Source organism: Pseudoalteromonas sp. BDTF-M6 (genome assembly GCF_018334135.1).
Classification (GTDB): domain Bacteria; phylum Pseudomonadota; class Gammaproteobacteria; order Enterobacterales; family Alteromonadaceae; genus Pseudoalteromonas.
The window spans coordinates 567978-586955 of the sequence record NZ_JAGXTQ010000001.1; the positions used below are offsets into that span (position 1 = coordinate 567978).

The window sequence follows — 18978 nt, forward strand, 5'->3', positions numbered from 1 at the left end:
GGTTTAATAATTAGCAGGTTGCAAGATAATCACTGTCGAGGCAACAAAATTGCGCTCAACGCTCCTGCGATCCCCATGAGGCTATATATCAAAATGAGTTCGGCATTGTTTAACCAGTTACCCAAAAAGCCGAGGCTACCCAAGACCAGCAAGCACACCCCGATCACCGTATTGCTTACCGCAACATAGTCGGTGCGTTTGTTGCCGTCGGCCATATCGACCAAGTAGGTTTTTCTTCCCAGACGCACACCTTGGTGAGCAATGGTCAATATTAGGTACATGCCGGGTAAGAAGAAGGTACTTGCTAATAACGAGGGTAAATTGGTGGCAACCAAATACACCAAGAGACCATTAACGCTCACCAGTATGGATGCGAAAACCAATACCTGCTTTGAAGAGCGGTCGCTTAAGTGGCCCCAAAAAGGGCCGGATATCAAGGATGCAAAGCCGGATAAAGCCAAAAACACGGCAAGCAGGGAGAAGTTAAACCCTTGCTCTGAGGCTAGGACGATATAAAAAGGTGCACTCAGTGCCGAGCAAAGCAGTAACGCCCGAGTCAGCACAAAATGAGCAAAGGGTTTATCGTCGATAAGCAGGCGTAACTTACCTAGCGCGTGAAGCAAGCCATTTTTTCCACCTTCGGTTGCACCTGGGTATTCGTCGATTTTTGCATAAACCAATGCGGCTAAAACCCACATCAGGGCGCCTGCCCCGAGGGCAATTAATACCGAGGCTTTATCGCCGTGGCGTTGAAAGTACCAAAGCCCAAGGCCAAAGGTGATGGTCGCAAATCCGGCAGCGCTGGCCGCATAGCCAGAGACTCCGCCTCTTTGCTTTTTGGGAATGGTTTTACCCAGTACGTCTTTTGCCGCGACCGAATTAAACCCGCGCGCCAGCGAAAAAATAACGAGCAAGGCAATAATGGCAAACCCGGCCAGGTTGCCTTCTAGGTTGCCATCAAGGTTGCCATCAAGGTTGCCATCTAGGGTCAGGCCCACTAATACCATGGCAAAAATACTCAGGGCTTGCACCAAAGCACCGAAAACCCACACCCATTTGCGAATAGGCAGACTGCGGACATAGTCGGCAATGGCAAGTTGGGGTAACAAGGAGCCCGATTCACGAATAGGCACCAACCAGGCAATGAAGGCACTGGGCACATTAAGGGCGTGTAACAGCCAAGGCAGGGTCACTTTTGGGTTGAGCAGGGCGTCGGCAAACTGACTCAGTACCTGCGAGAGCAATAAGGTGACATAGTTACCCGAGACCACCTTGCAGGCGGCGTCATCAATCCCTTTGCAGGCTCGTGCATCTTCGCTGTTGGCTAAACGCGTGAAGAGTTGTTCTTTGCTTATTTTTGTTTTCATAACCTCAAATGAATAAATTGCATGTTTATACGGTCATCTAAATAGTAAGGCCGATTTTTATGCGGCTATGTAGGTGCGCTGTCATAGTTTAGTTTAGAGAGGTTAGAATGTTTAACAAGTTGTTTTTATGCATAATTTCATTGCTACTTGGGCTCGGCGCAAGCAGCGTGCTCGGCGCCGACAAGGCAAATATGACCGATGCGACGACGCAAATTGTTCTGGGGGCCGGGTGCTTTTGGGGAGTGGAAAAACGCTTTGAAGCCATGCCAGGGGTGCTCAACGCCGAGTCCGGCTATGCCGACGGGCGCGGTTTTAAACCGACCTATAAAAACATCATTGCCAGAAAACGCCGTTACGACGAAAACAACTATGCAGAAGTGGTGCGCGTCACCTTTAATGCCAATGTTGTCGGCTTAGAGCAAATATTGCGGTACTACTTTGAACAACACGACCCCACACAGGTAAATCGCCAGGGCAATGATAGGGGAACCCAGTATCGCTCTACCATTCTGACCTATAATGAAGAGCAGCAGGGCATTGCCGATACAATAAAAAATCAGTATCAAAAATTACTGACAGAGGCAGGCTATGGCCAGATAGCCACGGTGATAAAGCCATTGGATAGGTTTTATCCCGCCGAGCAATACCACCAGGATTATTTGCAAAAGAACCCAAATGGCTATTGCCCGGATCACTCAACCGGGGTTCGTTTTGCAAAACAAGAAGAAGCTCGGATCGATAATACGCTGCTGTTAAAGGGTAAGCATATTGTCATGCTGGATGCCCGTGCCTATTGCCCTTACTGTGAAAAATTTAAGGCGGATGTACTGAATGACTATCAAGGCTCGATCAAGGTACATATGCGCTATGCGTCTCAGCTTGATGGCCTGACGGTGACCACGCCCACCTTTGCGACGCCGACCATACTATTTTTAGAAAACGGCAAGGAGGTGGCGGGCTATCAGGGCTATATGGAACCAGGTCTTTTTTATAAGGCATTGGGCGCGTTCAAATTAGGAAACACCGAGGCCTATCGGGTCGCTTTTAACAAGGGCACGGATAATCGCTTTTGTAAGGAATATGAAATCTTTAAAAACACCCCGGACGGTGTGTTCATAGACAAACTCTCCGGGGCGCCTCTATTCGATACCAGAGACCGCTTTAATTCCGGCACCGGCTGGTTGTCTTTTACTAAGCCCGTTGCCGGGCAGGTCACCCGTCATCAGGACAACAGCTATGGTATGCGCAGGGTGGAAATTCGCTCTAAATCCTCCGGTATTCACCTCGGCCATGTATTCGCTAACGAAGGACCGGGAGGAAAACCGCGTTATTGCATCAATGCCACCGTACTTGAGTTTGTGCCCCGTGCCCAATACCTTGCTGGCACCAAGGCGCAATAGAGCTTGGGCCAGGGTCTGTTTATCTTTGCGGTTTACTTTATGTTCAATCTAAACGCATTCTGATGAATATAATCACTGATTTATGTGGTTAAATTCATCCATGAAGCTTGGTTACATCGCGCATCCATGCGCTCACCTCGCTAAGCTGCGAAGCATTGCTTCGGCCTTGCTCGCCTATGTACATAGCGAGTAACACAGAGCAGGATGCGTTTAGATGAACCCGTAGGGCAGCGCTTGTAGCGCATTTCTACTGTGTTGTTACATGTTTATGTAGAATAACTACACCACACATGTGCCGCCTTGTATAAATACACTACAAGCTGCTGCAGAAACAAACAACAAAGGTCAACAGACCCTAATCACTGTCGCTGCTAAAAAGCTTCTTCCGCACCAGGGTACGGTACTCACTCGGGCTTTGCCCTAATTCCTGGGCAAAGAGCTTATTGAGTAGCGCCTGGTGGTTAAAGCCCAATTCCAGGGCGATGTCGTTAATGCTGAGGTTGGAATTGGCGAGTAACTCTTGCCCGGCCTGTACCTTAAGCTTGCGCCAATATTGATTGGGGCTTAGGCCGGTGGCCTGCTTAAAGCGCCGAGTGAGGGTGCGCTGAGAAATGGCAAATTGACTGGCTATTTCGGCGATGCTTAGTTCGGCACTGAGGTTATTCTTCAGCCAAAATTGGACCTGGGCGATAAGCTCATCGGGGTGGCGCTCATTCATGCCCTCCAGATAACGCTGTTGCTCATAGGGTTTGCGCACCTCATGGGAAAAGTTGCGCTGCACATGCAGGGCACATTCACGGCCATACAGGTTTTCAAGGATATGCACAATGACATCCGCCAAGGCATTAAGGCTGGCAACACAGTAGAGCCCTTCGGCCTGGGTAATAAAGTACTCGGGCTTTAGCTCAACCTTGGGGTAATCCCGTTTAAACTGATCGGCATAATGCCAATGGGTGGTGGCCGGGTGGCCATCGAGCAACTTGGCCTCGGCGAGAAAGCAGTTGCCGGTGCCAACGCCTATCATGGCACAGCGTTTTGGGTCGAGCTTTGACAGTGCCTGTATCATACGCTCCTGTTTTCTCAATACCGGACGCGGGTTACGCCACAGGCTGGGTAAAATAAGTAAGTCACACCTATCTAATGCATCCAAACCGACGTTGGCGGTGAAGGGCAGGCCACTGTGGGCGAGAACCGGCTCAGTGGTTTGTGCCATCAACTGCAGACAGAGTTTTGGCGCTTCTTTATTATGGCGCCGCGCAAAGGCATAGCCGGCGTGGAGCATCTCAAAAGGCAGGGTCAAGCTGGTGGCCAGCATCTGTGGATACAGGGCAATTAAGACGTTAAAAGGCTTCATAAAAGATCCGACCATTTAAAATTGGCCGCATTTGATAAATGTATGGCCATTAAAGCACATATTGACCGCGTTGTTCCACTTACACTAGGGACAATTTCCAAAGTAAAAGAATGAGTTGTTATGAGTGCATTACCTGTAATTGTTGCCATGGGTGGTATTAATGCCGCCGGGCGCACTTCATTTAACCAGGGTTTTCGCCGCGTGGTGCTCGACGCTTTACCATTGGCGCAGCGTCAAGAAACCCTACTAGGCCTGGCCAGTTTAATGAATCTGGTAAGTGACGAGCAGGGACAATTGGTGAGCCAGGATGGCGTTGCCATCAGCGCCGATAATGTAGAGGCCCAACTGGGCGAGCAGATCCTGGCCGGCACCCTGATTCGTCGTATTGAAGAGCGTTTCTTCGATGTCGATGCCACTCATTCACATCAAAAATTGGTTGCCCAAGCCAGCGCACCAATTAGTTTTACTACCCGTAAACGCCAGCTACCTGAGCCGCTGCCAAGCAATTGGCAAGTGACCGAGCTGGAAAAAGGCCAGGTTGAAGTGACGATTTGTGGTGACTTTGAAATTAAGCACGACAGCTACCGTGACAACCCCATTAAAGCGGCGGGTCAATTGCCTACCGGTTTTGAACCATCGCTAATGTATAACAGCCGTTACCAGCCACGTGGCCTGCAAGCCACCATCTTCGCCGCCAGCGATGCCATTCATGCCAGCGGTTTGGATTGGCAAAAGGTGATGAACTCGGTGGAGCCGGATCAAATCGGTACCTACAGTGCGTCTGTGGCTGGTCAGGTGAACAGCGAAGGTCTGGGTGGTCTGTTTAAGGCGCGTCTACAGGGCGACCGTGTGAGCACTAAGCAACTGGCACTGGGCCTTAATACCATGTCCACCGACTTTATCAATGCCTATGTGACCGGTAACGTGGGTACTACCTTTACCACCTCGGGTGCCTGTGCCACCTTCTTGTATAACTTGCGTGCCGCCGTGCACGACATCAAGGCTGGTCGTACTCGTGTTGCTATCGTGGCTTCAAGCGAATGTGCCATCGAGCCGGAAATCATCGAAGGTTTCGGCAATATGGGCGCCTTGGCCAATGACGAAAACCTGAAAAAGCTCGATGGCAGCGACCAGGTGGATTACCGTCGTACCTCGCGTCCATTTGGCGAGAACTGTGGTTTCACCATAGGTGAGGGTGCTCAGGTTACCATCCTAATGGATGATGCCCTGGCATTGGAACTGGGCGCAGACATTCTTGGCAGTGTGCCGGATGTGTTTGTAAATGCCGATGGCTTTAAGAAGTCTATTACCGCACCGGGTCCGGGTAACTATATCACCATGGCCAAAGCGGTAGCCCTTGCTCAGGCCATTGTTGGCGATGAAGCCATCAGCGAGCGCAGCTTTATCCTTGCCCATGGCTCAAGCACACCGCAAAACCGTGTGACCGAGTCGGCGATTTACGACCGTATCGCCACTGCCTATGGCATAAACGATTGGCCTGTTGTGGCGCCAAAAGCCTTTGTTGGCCACACCATAGCGCCGGCCAGTGGCGATCAGCTTGCCTTTGCCCTGGGTGTGTTTAGCGACAACATCATGCCGGGCGTAACCACCATAGATAAGGTGGCAGACGATGTATTTAGCGAGCGCCTTAATATCAGCCTGGAGCACTATCAGTGTGCACCGCAGGACGTGGCCTTTATAAACTCTAAAGGCTTTGGCGGTAATAATGCCACCGCGCCTGTGCTGAGCCCAAGTGTGACGAAACGCATGTTGGCGGCCCGCCATGGCGATGCGGCCATTGCCGCTCACGAAGTGGCTTATAAAGAGACGGCTGTACAGCAGCAAGCCTATTTTGAACAGGCGCAGCGCGGCGAGTTTTCATTGATCTATCGTTTCGGCGAAGGCCTAATCGATGAAAATGCCATCAGCTTCGACACCGAGCAGATGCAGATCCCGGGTTTTGATAAGCCGGTACGTCTGGATATTGCCAATCCGTACAGTGACATGACCAAATAAACCGGTTATAAAAAAATAAAAAAGCCCCGAATGTTCGGGGCTTTTTTATACTCTGCAAATGCGCTTTCGTTAGCCTAGGTATTTGGCGTGAAAACGCAGATGCTGGTCGATAAAGCTACTGATAAAGAAGTAACTGTGATCGTAACCCGGGTGTTGCTCAAGGCAAAGTGAGACACCGGCTTGCTCGGCCGCTGCGACCAAACGCTCCGGGCGTAACTGGCTTTCCAAAAAGGTGTCATTCATGCCTTGGCTGACCAACAGCGGCGGGCAGCTATCAACCGGGGTATGACGCAGCAGCTCACAGCTGTCATAGGCTTTCCAACTCTCCCTGTCTTTACCAAGATAACCATTGAAGGCCTTATCACCCCAGGGGCAATTTAGCGGGTTGGTAATGGGAGCAAAGGCACTAACACTGCGGTATTCGCCGAGGTTACGTAAACCCAGTACCAGGGCCCCATGGCCACCCATGGAATGGCCGCTGATGGCCTTTTTGCCATTACTGGGGAAGTGCTCGTCGATTAAAGCAGGCAGCTCAGAGCAAACATAGTCATACATTTGGTAGTGCTGCTTATAGGGCTCCTCGGTGGCATTGACGTAGAAGCCGGCGCCTAAACCGAAGTCGTAACTGCCCTCGGGATCATCGGCCACCCCCTCGCCTCGCGGGCTGGTGTCCGGTGCCACAAGAATTATGCCGAGCTCGGCGGCGGTTTTAAACGCCGCTGCTTTTTGCATAAAGTTTTCATCGGTACAGGTTAATCCTGACAGCCAGTACAGCACAGGTGCCTTGGTTGTTTCATCCACGCCGGGCGGAAGAAAAATGGCAAAGGTCATGGTGCAGTTATTGACCGACGATTTATGGCTGTAGCGTTTATGCCAGCCACCGTGGACCTTGTTGTTGGCAAGTAACTCTAGGCTCATGTTGCCCCCTTACTTATCGTAATGGATGACGCTGCGAATACTTTTACCTGCGTGCATCAACTCAAACGCTTCGTTGATGTCCTCAAGCGCCATGGTATGAGTGATAAAGTCATTCAGCGCGAACTCATTATTAAGATAACGCTCAACGATTTCTGGCAGCTCGGAGCGGCCTTTTACGCCACCAAAGGCAGTACCACGCCATACACGGCCGGTAACCAATTGGAATGGACGGGTTGAGATTTCCTGACCGGCACCGGCAACACCTATGATCACCGACTCACCCCAGCCCTTGTGGCAACATTCCAGAGCGCTGCGCATGACATTGACATTACCGATACACTCGAACGAATAGTCCACACCGCCGTCGGTCATCTCAACGATCACTTCCTGAATTGGCTTATCATAATCGTTGGAGTTAATAAGGTCGGTGGCGCCGAGCTTTTTCGCCAGCTCAAACTTACTTTCATTAATATCGATACCGATAATACGACCTGCGCCGGCCATTTTAGCGCCGATAATGGCCGACAGACCAATGCCGCCCAGACCAAAAATGGCGACGCTGTCACCGGGTTGTACCTTGGCGGTATTAAGCACCGCACCCATGCCGGTAGTGACGCCACATCCAAGCAGACATACCTCTTCCAAAGGTGCATCCTTATTGACCTTGGCAAGTGAAATTTCCGGTAACACAGTGTACTCGGAGAAGGTTGAGCAGCCCATGTAGTGATAAATAGGCTCACCGTCTTTATAAAAACGCGTGGTGCCGTCTGGCATCAGGCCCTTGCCCTGGGTTTCGCGAATTTTTTGGCACAGGTTGGTTTTACCCGAGGTACAGAATTTACATTCACCGCATTCCGGGGTGTAAAGAGGAATAACATGGTCGCCAACGGCCACGCTGGTTACGCCTTCGCCCACGGCTTCTACCACACCGCCGCCTTCGTGGCCCAAAATGGCCGGGAAAATGCCTTCAGGGTCTTCACCTGAAAGGGTAAAGGCATCGGTATGACACACACCGGTGGCATGGATTTTCACCAGCACTTCGCCGGCCTTAGGCATCATCACATCGACTTCTTCAATTTTAAGTGGTTGCTTAGGGCCCCAAGCAACGGCGGCTTTTGATTTAATAAATTCAGCCATAACCATGGATCTCTTCTTATGAAATGAGGTGAAATTATTACACATTATGGTAAGTTTCAACCGGAATTAAGATACTTTTACACAGAGGTAATAATGCGTTGGCAAGGTATGCCGGAATTTATCGCTGCGGCGCAAGCCCAATCCTTTACCGCCGCGGCACGGCAAATTGGCACGTCGGTGGCCCATATCAGTCGTTCCGTCAGAGCCTTGGAAGAGTATTACAACACCCAATTCTTTGTTCGCAGCACCCGTAAGGTGGTGTTGACGCAACAAGGGGAGTTGTTATTGCACCATGCCAAAAAAGCGCAAAGCGTATTGGAGCAGGGGGAGTGGGCACTGCAACAGCAACAGGCCCAACCCAGCGGCCAATTGAAGATAACCGCGCCGGTGATGTTCGGTGAGCAATTTATTATGCCTCTGGTGCATGACTACATGGCTCGCTATCCCAAGGTCAGCGTGACCATGGTATTGAGTAACCAAACCATGGATTTGATCGGTGAACACATAGACCTGGCCATTCGCATCGGTGAGTTGGCGGACTCCAACCTCAAGGCAAGGCGGCTGGCCTCAAGGGCGGTAGTGGTGTGCGCATCGCCTGACTATTTAAACGAATATGGCCAGCCCTATGCGCTCAGTGAGCTTGCTCATCATCAGTGCCTGCTGGGCCATTCCGATACCTGGCGGTTTCTAGAGGGCACGCGGCTGAGGCAGGTAAAAATTGCCAAGACCAAGTTGCGCTGCAACAGTGGCTGGGCCTTAGCCGATGCGGCTATGCGTGGCTTGGGGTTGGTACAGCTGCCGGATTACTATGTTCAATCGGCATTGCATCAGGGTCTGCTTAAGGAAGTGTTGCATAGCTTTGCTATCCAAAAAGAGCCGATCTCCGCCATTACTCCGGCAAATTTATACCAAGCCAATGCCACCAAGGCGTTGATGGATTATCTGGCCGAGCACCTGAGCGCTAAACTTGGTGCCAGCAATGACCTGGGGCTGGGGCGATAAATTCGCCTAGCAGAGGCGCTGAGCATACCCATGGCCGCGTCCCTGTGTTAGCATCGTGACAATTTCGATTTATTGTTAAGCTGTTGATGTATAAGCCTGTCAGTTTATTTATTGGTCTACGCTATTCGCGCTTATCTAAAGGCAGTGCGTTTGTCTCCTTTGTCTCGTTTTTTTCTATCGCCGGCATCGCCCTCGGCATCACCGCCTTGTTTACCGTGATGTCGGTAATGGATGGGTTTGAAAACAACTTAAAACGCACCATGCTGTCGATGATCCCCCATTTGCAATTTACCATGGCCGAGCGCGAGCCCCAGGCGCAGCAGGAGTTAATTGCCGGTTTAAAGGCACAACCGGAGGTTATGTCGGTTAAGCGTTACCACCAGGCTCAGGCCATAGTACAAAGCGCCGCCGATATTCAGGGCGTGCTGTTGCAAGCGCCTTATACCAGCTTGCCTGATAATGTGGTTGATAACATCGAGGTGGGCAGGGCACAAAGCCTTTATGATGAGCGCTATCACATCGCTATTAGTCGCTATTTGGCCCGTACTTTGGGTGTGGGTGTGGGCGATAAACTGCGCGTTACGATACCCAGCGTCTCTACCTATACCCCCATGGGCCGCATTCCGGCCCAGCGACTATTTACCGTGGCAGTTATCTACCGCACCGGCTCTGAGCTGGACATGCACACCCTGTTTACTTCCGGCGAGTCATTACAACGTTTATTGCGCGTTAGAAACACCGAGGATGCGCCAATCGAAGTCATGCTTGACGATGCTTTTAGCAGTGAGTTGGTGTTGTCGCGCTTAAGTGAGGAGCAGCGTCAGGGAGTGAGTGACTGGCGCCAAAGCCAGGGCAGTCTCTTTGCCGCGGTCGCCATGGAAAAACGCATCATGAGCCTGTTACTCGGGCTGATCTTCCTGGTTGCCGTATTCAATATATTATCGTCCTTGACCATGATGGTCAGGGAAAAACAAGGCGAGGTCGCTATCTTGCAGACCCTGGGGTTAGATCATAACCAAATCGCCCGTATTTTTATGATCCAGGGCCTGTATAACGGCGTGGTCGGCAGTGTCATTGGCGCCATTTTAGCCGTGCTTGTGGTGTACAACCTCAATGCCTTGTTGGCGGCAGTCGGTTTACATTTATTCGGTCAACAGCAACTGCCCGTGGTGGTGTCCTACAGCAATTTGGCGTTGATAGTGCTTGGGGCCGTGGTCATGAGTTTTGTCGCCACATTGTATCCAGCGAAAAAAGCCGCCGAGGTGCGCCCAGCAGAGGTATTAAGGTATGAGTAGTATAGTGATTAGTTGCCACAAGCTGACCAAAGTGTACAGCGATGCGGCGGAGCAAATTGAGGTGCTCAAAGGGGTCGATTTAACCGTCGAACGTGGCGAAAGTGTGGCCATCGTCGGCTCATCCGGCTCAGGTAAGAGTACCTTGTTACATATTCTCGGCACCTTGGATAAACCCACTTCGGGTAACCTGGTTATTTGTGATACCGAGGTAGCGAAATTATCCCGCAAACAACAGGCACTGTTTCGTAATAAGCACTTGGGCTTTATCTATCAGTTTCACCATCTTTTAATGGAGTTTACGGCGCTGGAAAACGTCGCCATGCCCTTGTTGATAGCCGGGATGGATGCCAAGCAAGCTCAGCAAAAAGCGAAAGTCATGCTGGAAAAGGTGGGCCTGTCACATCGTGCCGACCATAAACCGGCCAAACTATCCGGTGGTGAGCGCCAGCGTGTCGCCATCGCCCGCGCCGTGGTCAGCGAGCCCGATCTGGTTCTGGCCGATGAGCCAACCGGTAACCTGGATAAACATAACGCCCAACGGATCTTTGCCTTGCTTATGGAGTTGCAACAGGACCTGGGGACTAGTTTTGTGGTCGTAACCCACGACCTAGACCTGGCCAGTCGCTTGACGCGCACCGTGGTGTTGGACGAGGGCCTACTGAGCCCGCAGCACACCGAGGTTGATACCCTATGAAGGCTATGTCTTTAAGTCTGCTATTGGCACAGCGTTTTCGTAAATCGCAGCGCCATAGCGGTTTTATGGGCTTTATGGCCCGCAGCTCTAGTCTTGGCATTATACTCGGTGTGGCAGTACTTATATTGGCGCTGTCCGTTGTCAACGGCTTTCAGCAACAATTGGTGGAGCGCTTATTGGCTCTGGTTCCTCATGTTGAATATGTGGCCGCCGATAAGCCCATTGCCCAATGGCCGCAAAAGCAACAGCGTTTACAGCAACAGGATAATGTAAAGGCGGCGGCGCCTTTTATCGCCGTTAATGCCATGGCGCAATACCGAGGTCAATTGGAAGCGGCTCAGGTCCGCGGCGTGGTGCCGGAGTTAGAAACCAAGGTGTCCATCGTTGATGAGTTTATTCGCGGTAAAAAGCTCTCGCAGCTGACCAGCAACGAAGTGGTGATGGGAGCGCAGTTAGCCAATGCCCTGGGGCTTGAAACGGGTGATAACCTCACGCTCTTAATGACGGACATCAGCAATCACAGTGATGCACTGAGCGCGCCAATACGATTAAATGTACAGGTAGTCGGATTAATACACAGCCAGGGTCCGCTGGACAAAGTGCAAATTTTTCTGCCGCTGGCCACGTTACAACAGCCCTTTGAGCTCGAACATGATCAGGTGACCGGCCTGCGAGTGACGCTCGATGATGTGTTTAGTGCCCCCAGCGAGGCCATGCGCATTGGCCGCACCCTGGACAACTATGTGTATGTAAATAGCTGGGTAAGAACGCAAGGCGGTCTGTATCAGGACATTCAGATGGTACGCACGATAGTGTATCTCAGCGTGTTTCTGATCATTGCCGTAGCCAGTTTTAATATTATTTCTTCGCTGTTTATGGAAGTTAAAGAAAAGCAAAGTGCGATAGCTATCTTGCGCACCATGGGCGCCGGCGATCTGGTGATCATGCAGGCCTTTATGCTTCAAGGCGTGGTTTCGGCCGTAATAGCCACCTTGATTGGTGCCCTGGTGGGCGTCTTACTGGCCCTGAATATCACGGATATTTTCGTGCTTTGGAGCGATTTTATCGGTGAGAATAAATTAGCCGGCGTCTATTTTATCGATTTCTTACCGGCACAAATCCACTGGCAGGACATCACCCTGGTCTCGGCTATTACCCTGGTGATCACTGTATTAGCATCCATTTATCCGGCGTGGCAGGCTGCCAAGATAGACCCGGCCAAGGTGCTGGGTAATTAACACTAACAAAACTAAACTCCTGCTTTGTATCCTTTAGGGCTTGCAAGGCAGGGCGCTTCTTCGTAAAGTGACCCTAGCAACAACAATAGAAGTAGTATTATGTCGCAACAACAAGAACAATTAGCACAACAAGAACAACAAATTCGTGCCTTTCAACGCCATTGTTTTGAAACCGCCCAGAAGCATTTAGCGAAAAAAGGCATTATGCCGAAAATCGTTGTAGATAAAGACAGCCGCTTTATAGCACCGCTCTGTGCGGTATGGAAGTTTAAGGCACAAAACGGTAAAACCTATTGGGTGATCACCGGTCAATTACCAGCGGATCATGTGGAAGTCTCAGCAGCAAACACGGCGCGCGAAGCCATCCGATATTTTTCTTTGCAATGGCAGGTGAAAGCCGAGCAACTGCTTAGCAGCACCCGATTGGAGAAGACCCAGCAGGATTTCGCCCAGCTTTTGATTAACCGTGCACATGGCCTCTATGAGCTGTACGACAAACAAGATCTATGGGCTAATGAACCATAGTAAAGGGGCTACTGTCACAGCGTGACACCGAGCATTCCAAGCGCTGTCTTGGAATGCCAGCCTCCATAAAGACACACCCACATGGCGAAAAGCCATTCTTCTTAAAGCGTTCCACCTCGTCCAACACGCAATTAATACAAATAGATTCAAAGCCGCAGTTGGCGGCGTTGCTGAGTACAAATTTAAGTATTTCGGTATAGATACCGCGATTGCGGTGTTCGGGCAGAACGGCGATGCGACCCAACAGGCCATCCTGGCAAAGCCGTGCGGTAGCGACCGGCTCGCCATGTTCATCGTAGGCGACAAAGTGAAGGGCACTTGTGTCGCGCTCGTCAAATTCCACGTTTTTGGGAATGTTTAATTCGAAGACAAAGACTCGCTCACGAATTTGGCGTATTGGGTTATCTTTAGACCCCCAGTCGACTTGGTGGATCCGATAGGGCATAAACCCTCCTAATCTGCAAACCAATAACCTTCATTAATCAGTGTAGCCAATGTCTGCCTGAAAAGTAAACAACTTGTATTCATAGCAAGCACATCTGAGGCGGTTGTTTGCTCATCACACAGCAGCTTGATGCTTTCCAAGTGTTTGATTGGCAGGCAAAAGCTGTGACCTTCCACGGCGAGTATCACGGCGTCCGCCTGTTCGATATACAAGGCTCTCAGGCCTCCGGCCTTGTGCAAAACGGGATAATCGCTAAGAAAATCCATTACTTGGTTCTCTTCCAGCGGCTCATCCAGGGGTAATAAATCCTTATCGTGTTTTGCTTCGCTGAGGTTCTCACTGATAAAGCGTAGGAAGGTACTGTCGTCCTCAATGGCGGCAATCATTAACTTACGCAGGCTGGCGATTTCATCGGCGCTAAGCTCGCCGCGACTAGCGCGCTCCGTTAGCTGTTCATCGCTATACCGGGCTTGCCCTAAGTCATGGTCAATCAGATGATCCGCAAAAGAAGAGAGCAGGTCGGTTTGATTCGGCGCCCTAAAACCAATGGAATAGTTTAGCGATGGTTCAATGGCGTAACCTTCATGGGGGGCATTAGGTGGAATATAGAGAATGTCGCCGGGTTCTAACTCGACATCGATCACCGCAGTAAAAGGCCCAACCTGGAGCAGCCCTTTATTGGCGCTAAATTGTTGTACGCTTTTATCAACCTGACCGACTCGCCAATGGCGTTTACCCGAGCCTTGAATTATGAACACATCATACTGATCTATGTGCGGGCCCACACCGCCGCCCGGGGTGGAATAGCTCACCATCAAGTCATCAATACGCCAGTTCGGAATAAAGCGAAATGGCTCAACCAGCTCGGCAGCATCGGGGTGCCAATGGTCGACCGCCTGCACTAGCAGGGTAGAGTGCTCTTCGCCCAAGGCACTGAAATCTTCAAATGGGCCATTGGTACATTGCCAACCGCCGCTATTGGTGACAATACGCGATTCTATGCCTTCTTCCATCGCCAGACCGGCGAGTTCTTCCGCATCGATAGGATCGGCAAAGTTTTTAAAGCCACCCTTTATAAGTAGGGGTTGTTTCTGCCAGTATTGCGCTAAAAACTGCGCCTTGCTGAGCTCGTTTATTGTTAGGCTGTACATGGTTACTCCAATAAAAAAGCGAAAGAGCGACACTTGGTCACGTCTTTCGCTTTATAGCATATTCTAGTGCGACTAATTAAAGGTTATCAATGAACTCAACGGCGCGGCCAATGTAATTGGCTGGGCTTAGCTCTTTTAATTGCGCTTTAACTTCTGGCGGTAGCTCAAGAGTGTCGATGAACTCGGCCATAGCCACCTGATCAACACGCTTACCACGGGTAAGCTCTTTTAGTTTTTCATACGGTTTTTCGATGCCGTACTTACGCATTACTGTTTGAATTGGCTCGGCAAGTAGCTCCCAGTTTTGGTCTAGCTCGGCAAGTAAACGATCGGCATTAACTTCTAGCTTGCTGATCCCTTTAAGAGTGGCTTGATAAGCGATCAGGGTATAACCCATGCCAACACCCAGGTTACGTAGAACCGTAGAGTCGGTCAGGTCACGCTGCCAGCGTGAGATGGGTAGTTTTTGCGCCAGGTGAGCGAAAATCGCATTGGCCAGACCCAGGTTACCTTCTGAGTTTTCGAAGTCGATCGGGTTAACCTTGTGCGGCATGGTTGATGAACCGATCTCGCCGGCAATGGTCTTTTGCTTAAAGTGGTTAAGGGCGATGTAACCCCAAACGTCACGATCGAAGTCGATAAGAATGGTGTTGAAACGCGCTACCGCATCGAACAACTCTGCGATGTAGTCGTGTGGTTCGATTTGCGTGGTGAACGGGTTGAAGGTCAGACCTAGGCTGGTAACAAACTTTTCTGCATGTGTGTGCCAGTCGTAGTCAGGGTAGGCGCTTAGGTGAGCGTTATAGTTACCAACGGCACCGTTGATTTTACCTAGCATGCTTACTTGAGCAACCTGATCGCGCTGGCGCTTAAGACGCATGTACACGTTGGCAAACTCTTTACCCATGGTTGAAGGTGAAGCAGGCTGACCGTGAGTACGTGTCATCATGGCGATTGACTTGTATTCAACGGCTTTTTCTTTAACTGCGTCAAGTAGCTGATCCATGTAAGGAAGCAATACGGTATCGCGCGCTTCGCTTAGCATTAGGCCATGTGACAGGTTATTGATATCTTCAGAGGTACAGGCGAAGTGGATAAACTCGTTAACGGCATTAAGCTCGGCGTTATCGGCCACTTTTTCTTTTAGAAGGTACTCAACCGCTTTTACGTCGTGGTTGGTGGTGCGTTCAATTTCTTTAACGCGGGCCGCATCGGCTTCGCTAAAGTTTGCAACTATGCTATCAAGCAGGGCATTGGCTTCTGCGCTTAACGCTGGAACTTCTGCAATTTCCTTGGCCTCGGAGAGGGCTTGTAACCAACGTACTTCTACCTGTACGCGGTATTTGATCAGACCAAATTCACTAAAAATGCTACGTAGTTCAGTTGTCTTACTACCGTAGCGCCCATCTACCGGAGAGATCGCGGTTAACGCTGAAAGCTCCATATTAACTCCTAAGTTACGTTGAACGATTATCTTTTATTTGCTTGCAAGGCAATAACTCACAAGCCGGGGTTTAAATGTGTTCTTTAGCTAAGGCCAATATTTTGCGTTTGGCAAATATAAAGTGGCGGCGTTTACCACCGACCTGACGCCATAGCACCGCCGCGCGTATGCCTGCCAAGAGCAGGGCGCGAATACGGTTTTGAATGCTGCTTTGTTTTAATAGTGCCGGTTGACCGAATACCTGAATGCGCTGTCCAAGCGGACTGATGATGCGGGCATAGGTATCGGCAAAGGCGGCAATAATAGACTCATCAAGCAGGTCTAAGTGGTTTAATTTATTTTTTACCTGGTCTATATCGCGGCCAAGCTCGGCCAGGGCTTGCGGCTTGCTGCTCAGGATGCGTTCAAGTTGAATTAAGCCACCGACGTATTTGACCAGCTCGACGTTTTTATCACTGCCCGGGCTTAACTGAGAAACCAGGGCGCGATAGCCGGAATGAAGATTACGACTGCTACCGTAAATTTGCTCGGCATTATCCGCATCTGTGGCCAGCAGTGAATTGAGCAGCGGCTCAATTTCATGCTGTTGTGACTGGCCGTATTTGGCCAGCTTTTGCACCTGCAGGGCTACTTGGCACATGGCCGCCAGGGCCATCACTTGATTGGCGTTCATACTAGCGGATCACCGAGTCGATTATACCGCCACCAAGGCAGACATCGCCGTCGTAAAATACCGCTGATTGACCCGGAGTTACCGCCTTTTGCGGCTCATCGAAGAGCACGCGAGCAACGCCGTCTTGGCCAACTAATAAAGTACAAGGGATGTCGTGCTGACGATAACGGGTTTTCACCGTAACGCGTGCCGTGCCTTTAGGACCAACGCGGTCAACCCAATGCAGCTGATCTGCATTAAGGCCATTGCTATACAGGCGAGGGTGGTGTTTACCCTGACCTACAACCAGCACATTGCGCTCTATGTCTTTGTCGACCACATACCAAGGCTCGCCAGAGCCTTCTTTTAGACCGCCGATATGCAGGCCCTTACGCTGACCTAGGGTGTGATACATCAAACCTTCGTGTTCACCCACCTCGTTACCATCCGTGTCTTCGATTACACCGGGTTGGGCTGGAAGGTAGCGTTGTAAAAAGTCTTTAAACTTACGCTCGCCGATAAAACAGATACCGGTACTGTCTTTTTTATCGTGGGTCACTAAGCCTTGTTGCTCGGCGATTTCACGTACCTGCGGCTTAGGTAATTCGCCTACGGGGAACAGGGTTTGGGCGATATGCTCATGGCTTAGGGTGTACAGGAAGTAACTTTGATCCTTGTTGTCGTCCTCACCGCGGAGCATGGCAAACTTACCATCGCGCTCTTCACGGCGCACATAGTGGCCGGTGGCGATATAGTCTGCGCCCAGGGCTTCGGCGGCAAACTCTAAAAAGGCTTTAAATTTGATTTCCTTGTTACACATAATATCCGGGTTGGGGGTACGTCCCGCCTTGTATTCGGCAAGGAAGTACTCGAACACGTTATCCCAGTATTCGGCGGCAAAGTTAACCGTGTGTAATTCGATTCCTAACTTTTCACAGACCATTTGTGCGTCTTTCAGATCTTCTGCAGCGGCACAATATTCATCGTTGTCGTCTTCTTCCCAGTTTTTCATAAACAGGCCTTCGACTTGATAGCCTTGCTCTTTTAACAGGTAAGCGGATACGGATGAGTCAACACCACCGGACATGCCGACGATTACTTTAATTTGGCTGTTATCGCTCATAGGAACTGAATTTTCACATCACTTGGCTTTAAAGGCGCGAATTATATCACGCTTACCCAAGGGCTTGAAGTAGCAAGCGCGCTGGTTATGCATCAACTTGATAGTGTAAATAGTTAAGCGGGATTAACGGCTTGGATTGAGCATCACGAATACACTGGCGTACTAGGTCGGAACGAAGGGGAGAGGTATCAATTTCATCCTGAGTGAGCCAATGGCAAGCGATAATATCGGTATCCTGTGGCTGAGTTTTCTCGCATTTATCAAGCTCGGCGTAAAAGCAAAAACGCAGATAATGGACGCCGTTTTTTGCCTGTAAACTGTATATACCCACCAGGCCAGAAGGCGTCGCCGTTAATCCGGTTTCCTCAAACAGCTCCCGGGTACAGGCATCGAGCAGTGATTCATTTTCTTCTAAATGCCCGGCGGGCTGATTAAAAACCACTTCGCCGCTGAGTTTGTCGCGTTCTTGTACCATCAAGTAACGCTCGCCGCTTTTTAGCACCATGGCCACGGTGACATTGGGTCTATACATGCTGTTTCTCCAAGCGGTATTCACCACTTTGTAAATCGCCCAGGCGATAGGTGCCTATGGCGGCACGAATTAAGCGCAGCGTCGGGTGTCCAACATGAGCTGTCATGCGTCGAACCTGGCGATTACGGCCTTCACGAATTTGTATTTCCAACCAGGTGGTGGGGATATTCTTGCGCTCGCGTATCGGTGGCGTGCGCGGCCAAAGCCCTTGTGGCTCGGCAATAATCTTCACCTTGGCGGGCAGGGTCATGCCGTCATTGAGCTCGACACCTTGTTGTAACATCTGCACAGCCTGATCGCTGACCGCGCCTTCTACCTGAACCCAGTAGGTTTTATAGGTGTTTCTTTTGGGGTTGGCGAGCTGGTGCTGCAACTTGCCGCAGTTGGTCAGTAGCAAGAGACCCTCGGAGTCGCGGTCGAGCCGACCGGCGGCATAAACCTCTTTAATATCTATGTAGTCGGCGAGGGTTCGACGGTTCGCATCATCGGTAAACTGGCACAGCACGTCATAGGGTTTATTGAATAAAACCACTTTAACTTGCTGTGGCGCCAGACTTGGCTTGGCGGCTTTACGCTTGAACCGGTGTTTATCTGCTGGTTTTCCTGCGAAGGGGCGTGGGCGCGTGTTATTTGGCTTTTTTGTCATGGAGTTAAAATAAAAAAAGGCACCCGATTGGATGCCTTG

18 protein-coding genes are annotated in these 18978 nt (G+C 50.6%); 7 read left to right on the top strand and 11 right to left on the bottom strand.

Annotation, left to right across the window (positions count from 1 at the left end; all coding sequences use genetic code 11):
- Positions 1–29: 29 nt before the first annotated feature.
- The gene (locus KD147_RS02515; protein WP_212546771.1) at positions 30–1367 is read right to left on the bottom strand and encodes an MFS transporter; all 1338 of its coding nucleotides are present in this window, start codon (positions 1365–1367) and stop codon (positions 30–32) included.
- 107 nt (positions 1368–1474) lie between these two features.
- Between KD147_RS02515 and msrA the strand changes: the two genes are divergently transcribed.
- The gene (msrA, locus tag KD147_RS02520; RefSeq protein WP_212546772.1) at positions 1475–2767 is read left to right on the top strand and encodes a peptide-methionine (S)-S-oxide reductase MsrA; all 1293 of its coding nucleotides are present in this window, start codon (positions 1475–1477) and stop codon (positions 2765–2767) included.
- 355 nt (positions 2768–3122) lie between these two features.
- Here the strand turns inward: msrA and KD147_RS02525 are convergent, their stop codons facing one another.
- Positions 3123–4121 (bottom strand): GlxA family transcriptional regulator, encoded by a 999-nt coding sequence (locus tag KD147_RS02525; protein WP_249318876.1) that lies wholly within the window; start codon positions 4119–4121, stop codon positions 3123–3125.
- Positions 4122–4241: 120 nt separating this feature from the next.
- Here KD147_RS02525 and KD147_RS02530 point away from each other — a divergent pair, with 120 nt between their 5' ends.
- Positions 4242–6137, top strand: a complete 1896-nt coding sequence (locus tag KD147_RS02530; RefSeq protein WP_212546774.1) for a beta-ketoacyl synthase — start codon at positions 4242–4244, stop codon at positions 6135–6137.
- A 69-nt stretch (positions 6138–6206) separates the two neighbouring features.
- Here KD147_RS02530 and fghA read toward each other — a convergent pair whose 3' ends face one another.
- Together fghA and KD147_RS02540 are read right to left on the bottom strand one after the other, a co-directional pair.
- Positions 6207–7055, bottom strand: a complete 849-nt coding sequence (fghA, locus tag KD147_RS02535) for an S-formylglutathione hydrolase (RefSeq protein ID WP_212546775.1) — start codon at positions 7053–7055, stop codon at positions 6207–6209.
- A gap of 9 nt (positions 7056–7064) precedes the next feature.
- On the bottom strand, positions 7065–8192 hold the full coding sequence (locus tag KD147_RS02540; protein ID WP_105254254.1) for an S-(hydroxymethyl)glutathione dehydrogenase/class III alcohol dehydrogenase: 1128 nt from the start codon (positions 8190–8192) through the stop codon (positions 7065–7067).
- Positions 8193–8285: 93 nt separating this feature from the next.
- On the opposite strand from KD147_RS02540, the gene KD147_RS02545 reads away from it, so the two are divergent.
- The 5 genes from KD147_RS02545 to KD147_RS02565 all read left to right on the top strand — a co-directional run bounded on the left by KD147_RS02545 (position 8286) and on the right by KD147_RS02565 (position 12946).
- Positions 8286–9194, top strand: a complete 909-nt coding sequence (locus KD147_RS02545; protein ID WP_249318878.1) for a LysR substrate-binding domain-containing protein — start codon at positions 8286–8288, stop codon at positions 9192–9194.
- A gap of 86 nt (positions 9195–9280) precedes the next feature.
- Positions 9281–10489 (top strand): FtsX-like permease family protein, encoded by a 1209-nt coding sequence (locus tag KD147_RS02550; RefSeq protein ID WP_212546776.1) that lies wholly within the window; start codon positions 9281–9283, stop codon positions 10487–10489.
- Entirely contained in the window at positions 10482–11183 is a 702-nt protein-coding gene (gene lolD, locus KD147_RS02555; protein WP_212546777.1) for a lipoprotein-releasing ABC transporter ATP-binding protein LolD, read from the top strand. Before KD147_RS02550 ends, lolD begins: the two co-directional genes overlap by 8 nt.
- Positions 11184–11188: 5 nt before the next feature.
- Positions 11189–12421 carry a lipoprotein-releasing ABC transporter permease subunit gene (locus KD147_RS02560; RefSeq protein ID WP_212547038.1) on the top strand — a complete coding sequence of 411 codons (1233 nt, stop codon included), beginning with the start codon at positions 11189–11191 and terminating at the stop codon, positions 12419–12421.
- A gap of 99 nt (positions 12422–12520) precedes the next feature.
- Positions 12521–12946: a DUF4826 family protein gene (locus tag KD147_RS02565; RefSeq protein ID WP_212546778.1), complete on the top strand. Its 426-nt coding sequence runs from the start codon at positions 12521–12523 to the stop codon at positions 12944–12946.
- On the opposite strand, the gene KD147_RS02570 is transcribed toward KD147_RS02565, so the two are convergent.
- The 7 genes from KD147_RS02570 to KD147_RS02600 all read right to left on the bottom strand — a co-directional run bounded on the left by KD147_RS02570 (position 12933) and on the right by KD147_RS02600 (position 18939).
- On the bottom strand, positions 12933–13391 hold the full coding sequence (locus KD147_RS02570; protein ID WP_212546779.1) for a GNAT family N-acetyltransferase: 459 nt from the start codon (positions 13389–13391) through the stop codon (positions 12933–12935). The genes KD147_RS02565 and KD147_RS02570 overlap by 14 nt on opposite strands.
- Positions 13392–13399: 8 nt before the next feature.
- Entirely contained in the window at positions 13400–14542 is a 1143-nt protein-coding gene (locus KD147_RS02575) for a cupin domain-containing protein (protein WP_212546780.1), read from the bottom strand.
- 76 nt (positions 14543–14618) lie between these two features.
- Positions 14619–15986 carry an adenylosuccinate lyase gene (purB, locus tag KD147_RS02580; RefSeq protein WP_212546781.1) on the bottom strand — a complete coding sequence of 456 codons (1368 nt, stop codon included), beginning with the start codon at positions 15984–15986 and terminating at the stop codon, positions 14619–14621.
- A 70-nt stretch (positions 15987–16056) separates the two neighbouring features.
- Positions 16057–16659, bottom strand: a complete 603-nt coding sequence (gene hflD / locus KD147_RS02585; protein WP_212546782.1) for a high frequency lysogenization protein HflD — start codon at positions 16657–16659, stop codon at positions 16057–16059.
- A gap of 1 nt (position 16660) precedes the next feature.
- Positions 16661–17761 carry a tRNA 2-thiouridine(34) synthase MnmA gene (mnmA, locus tag KD147_RS02590; RefSeq protein WP_212546783.1) on the bottom strand — a complete coding sequence of 367 codons (1101 nt, stop codon included), beginning with the start codon at positions 17759–17761 and terminating at the stop codon, positions 16661–16663.
- Between the two features lie 85 nt (positions 17762–17846).
- On the bottom strand, positions 17847–18293 hold the full coding sequence (locus KD147_RS02595; RefSeq protein ID WP_212546784.1) for an NUDIX hydrolase: 447 nt from the start codon (positions 18291–18293) through the stop codon (positions 17847–17849).
- The gene (locus KD147_RS02600) at positions 18286–18939 is read right to left on the bottom strand and encodes a pseudouridine synthase (RefSeq protein ID WP_212546785.1); all 654 of its coding nucleotides are present in this window, start codon (positions 18937–18939) and stop codon (positions 18286–18288) included. The genes KD147_RS02595 and KD147_RS02600 overlap by 8 nt, the downstream gene beginning before the upstream one ends.
- Positions 18940–18978: the final 39 nt, after the last annotated feature.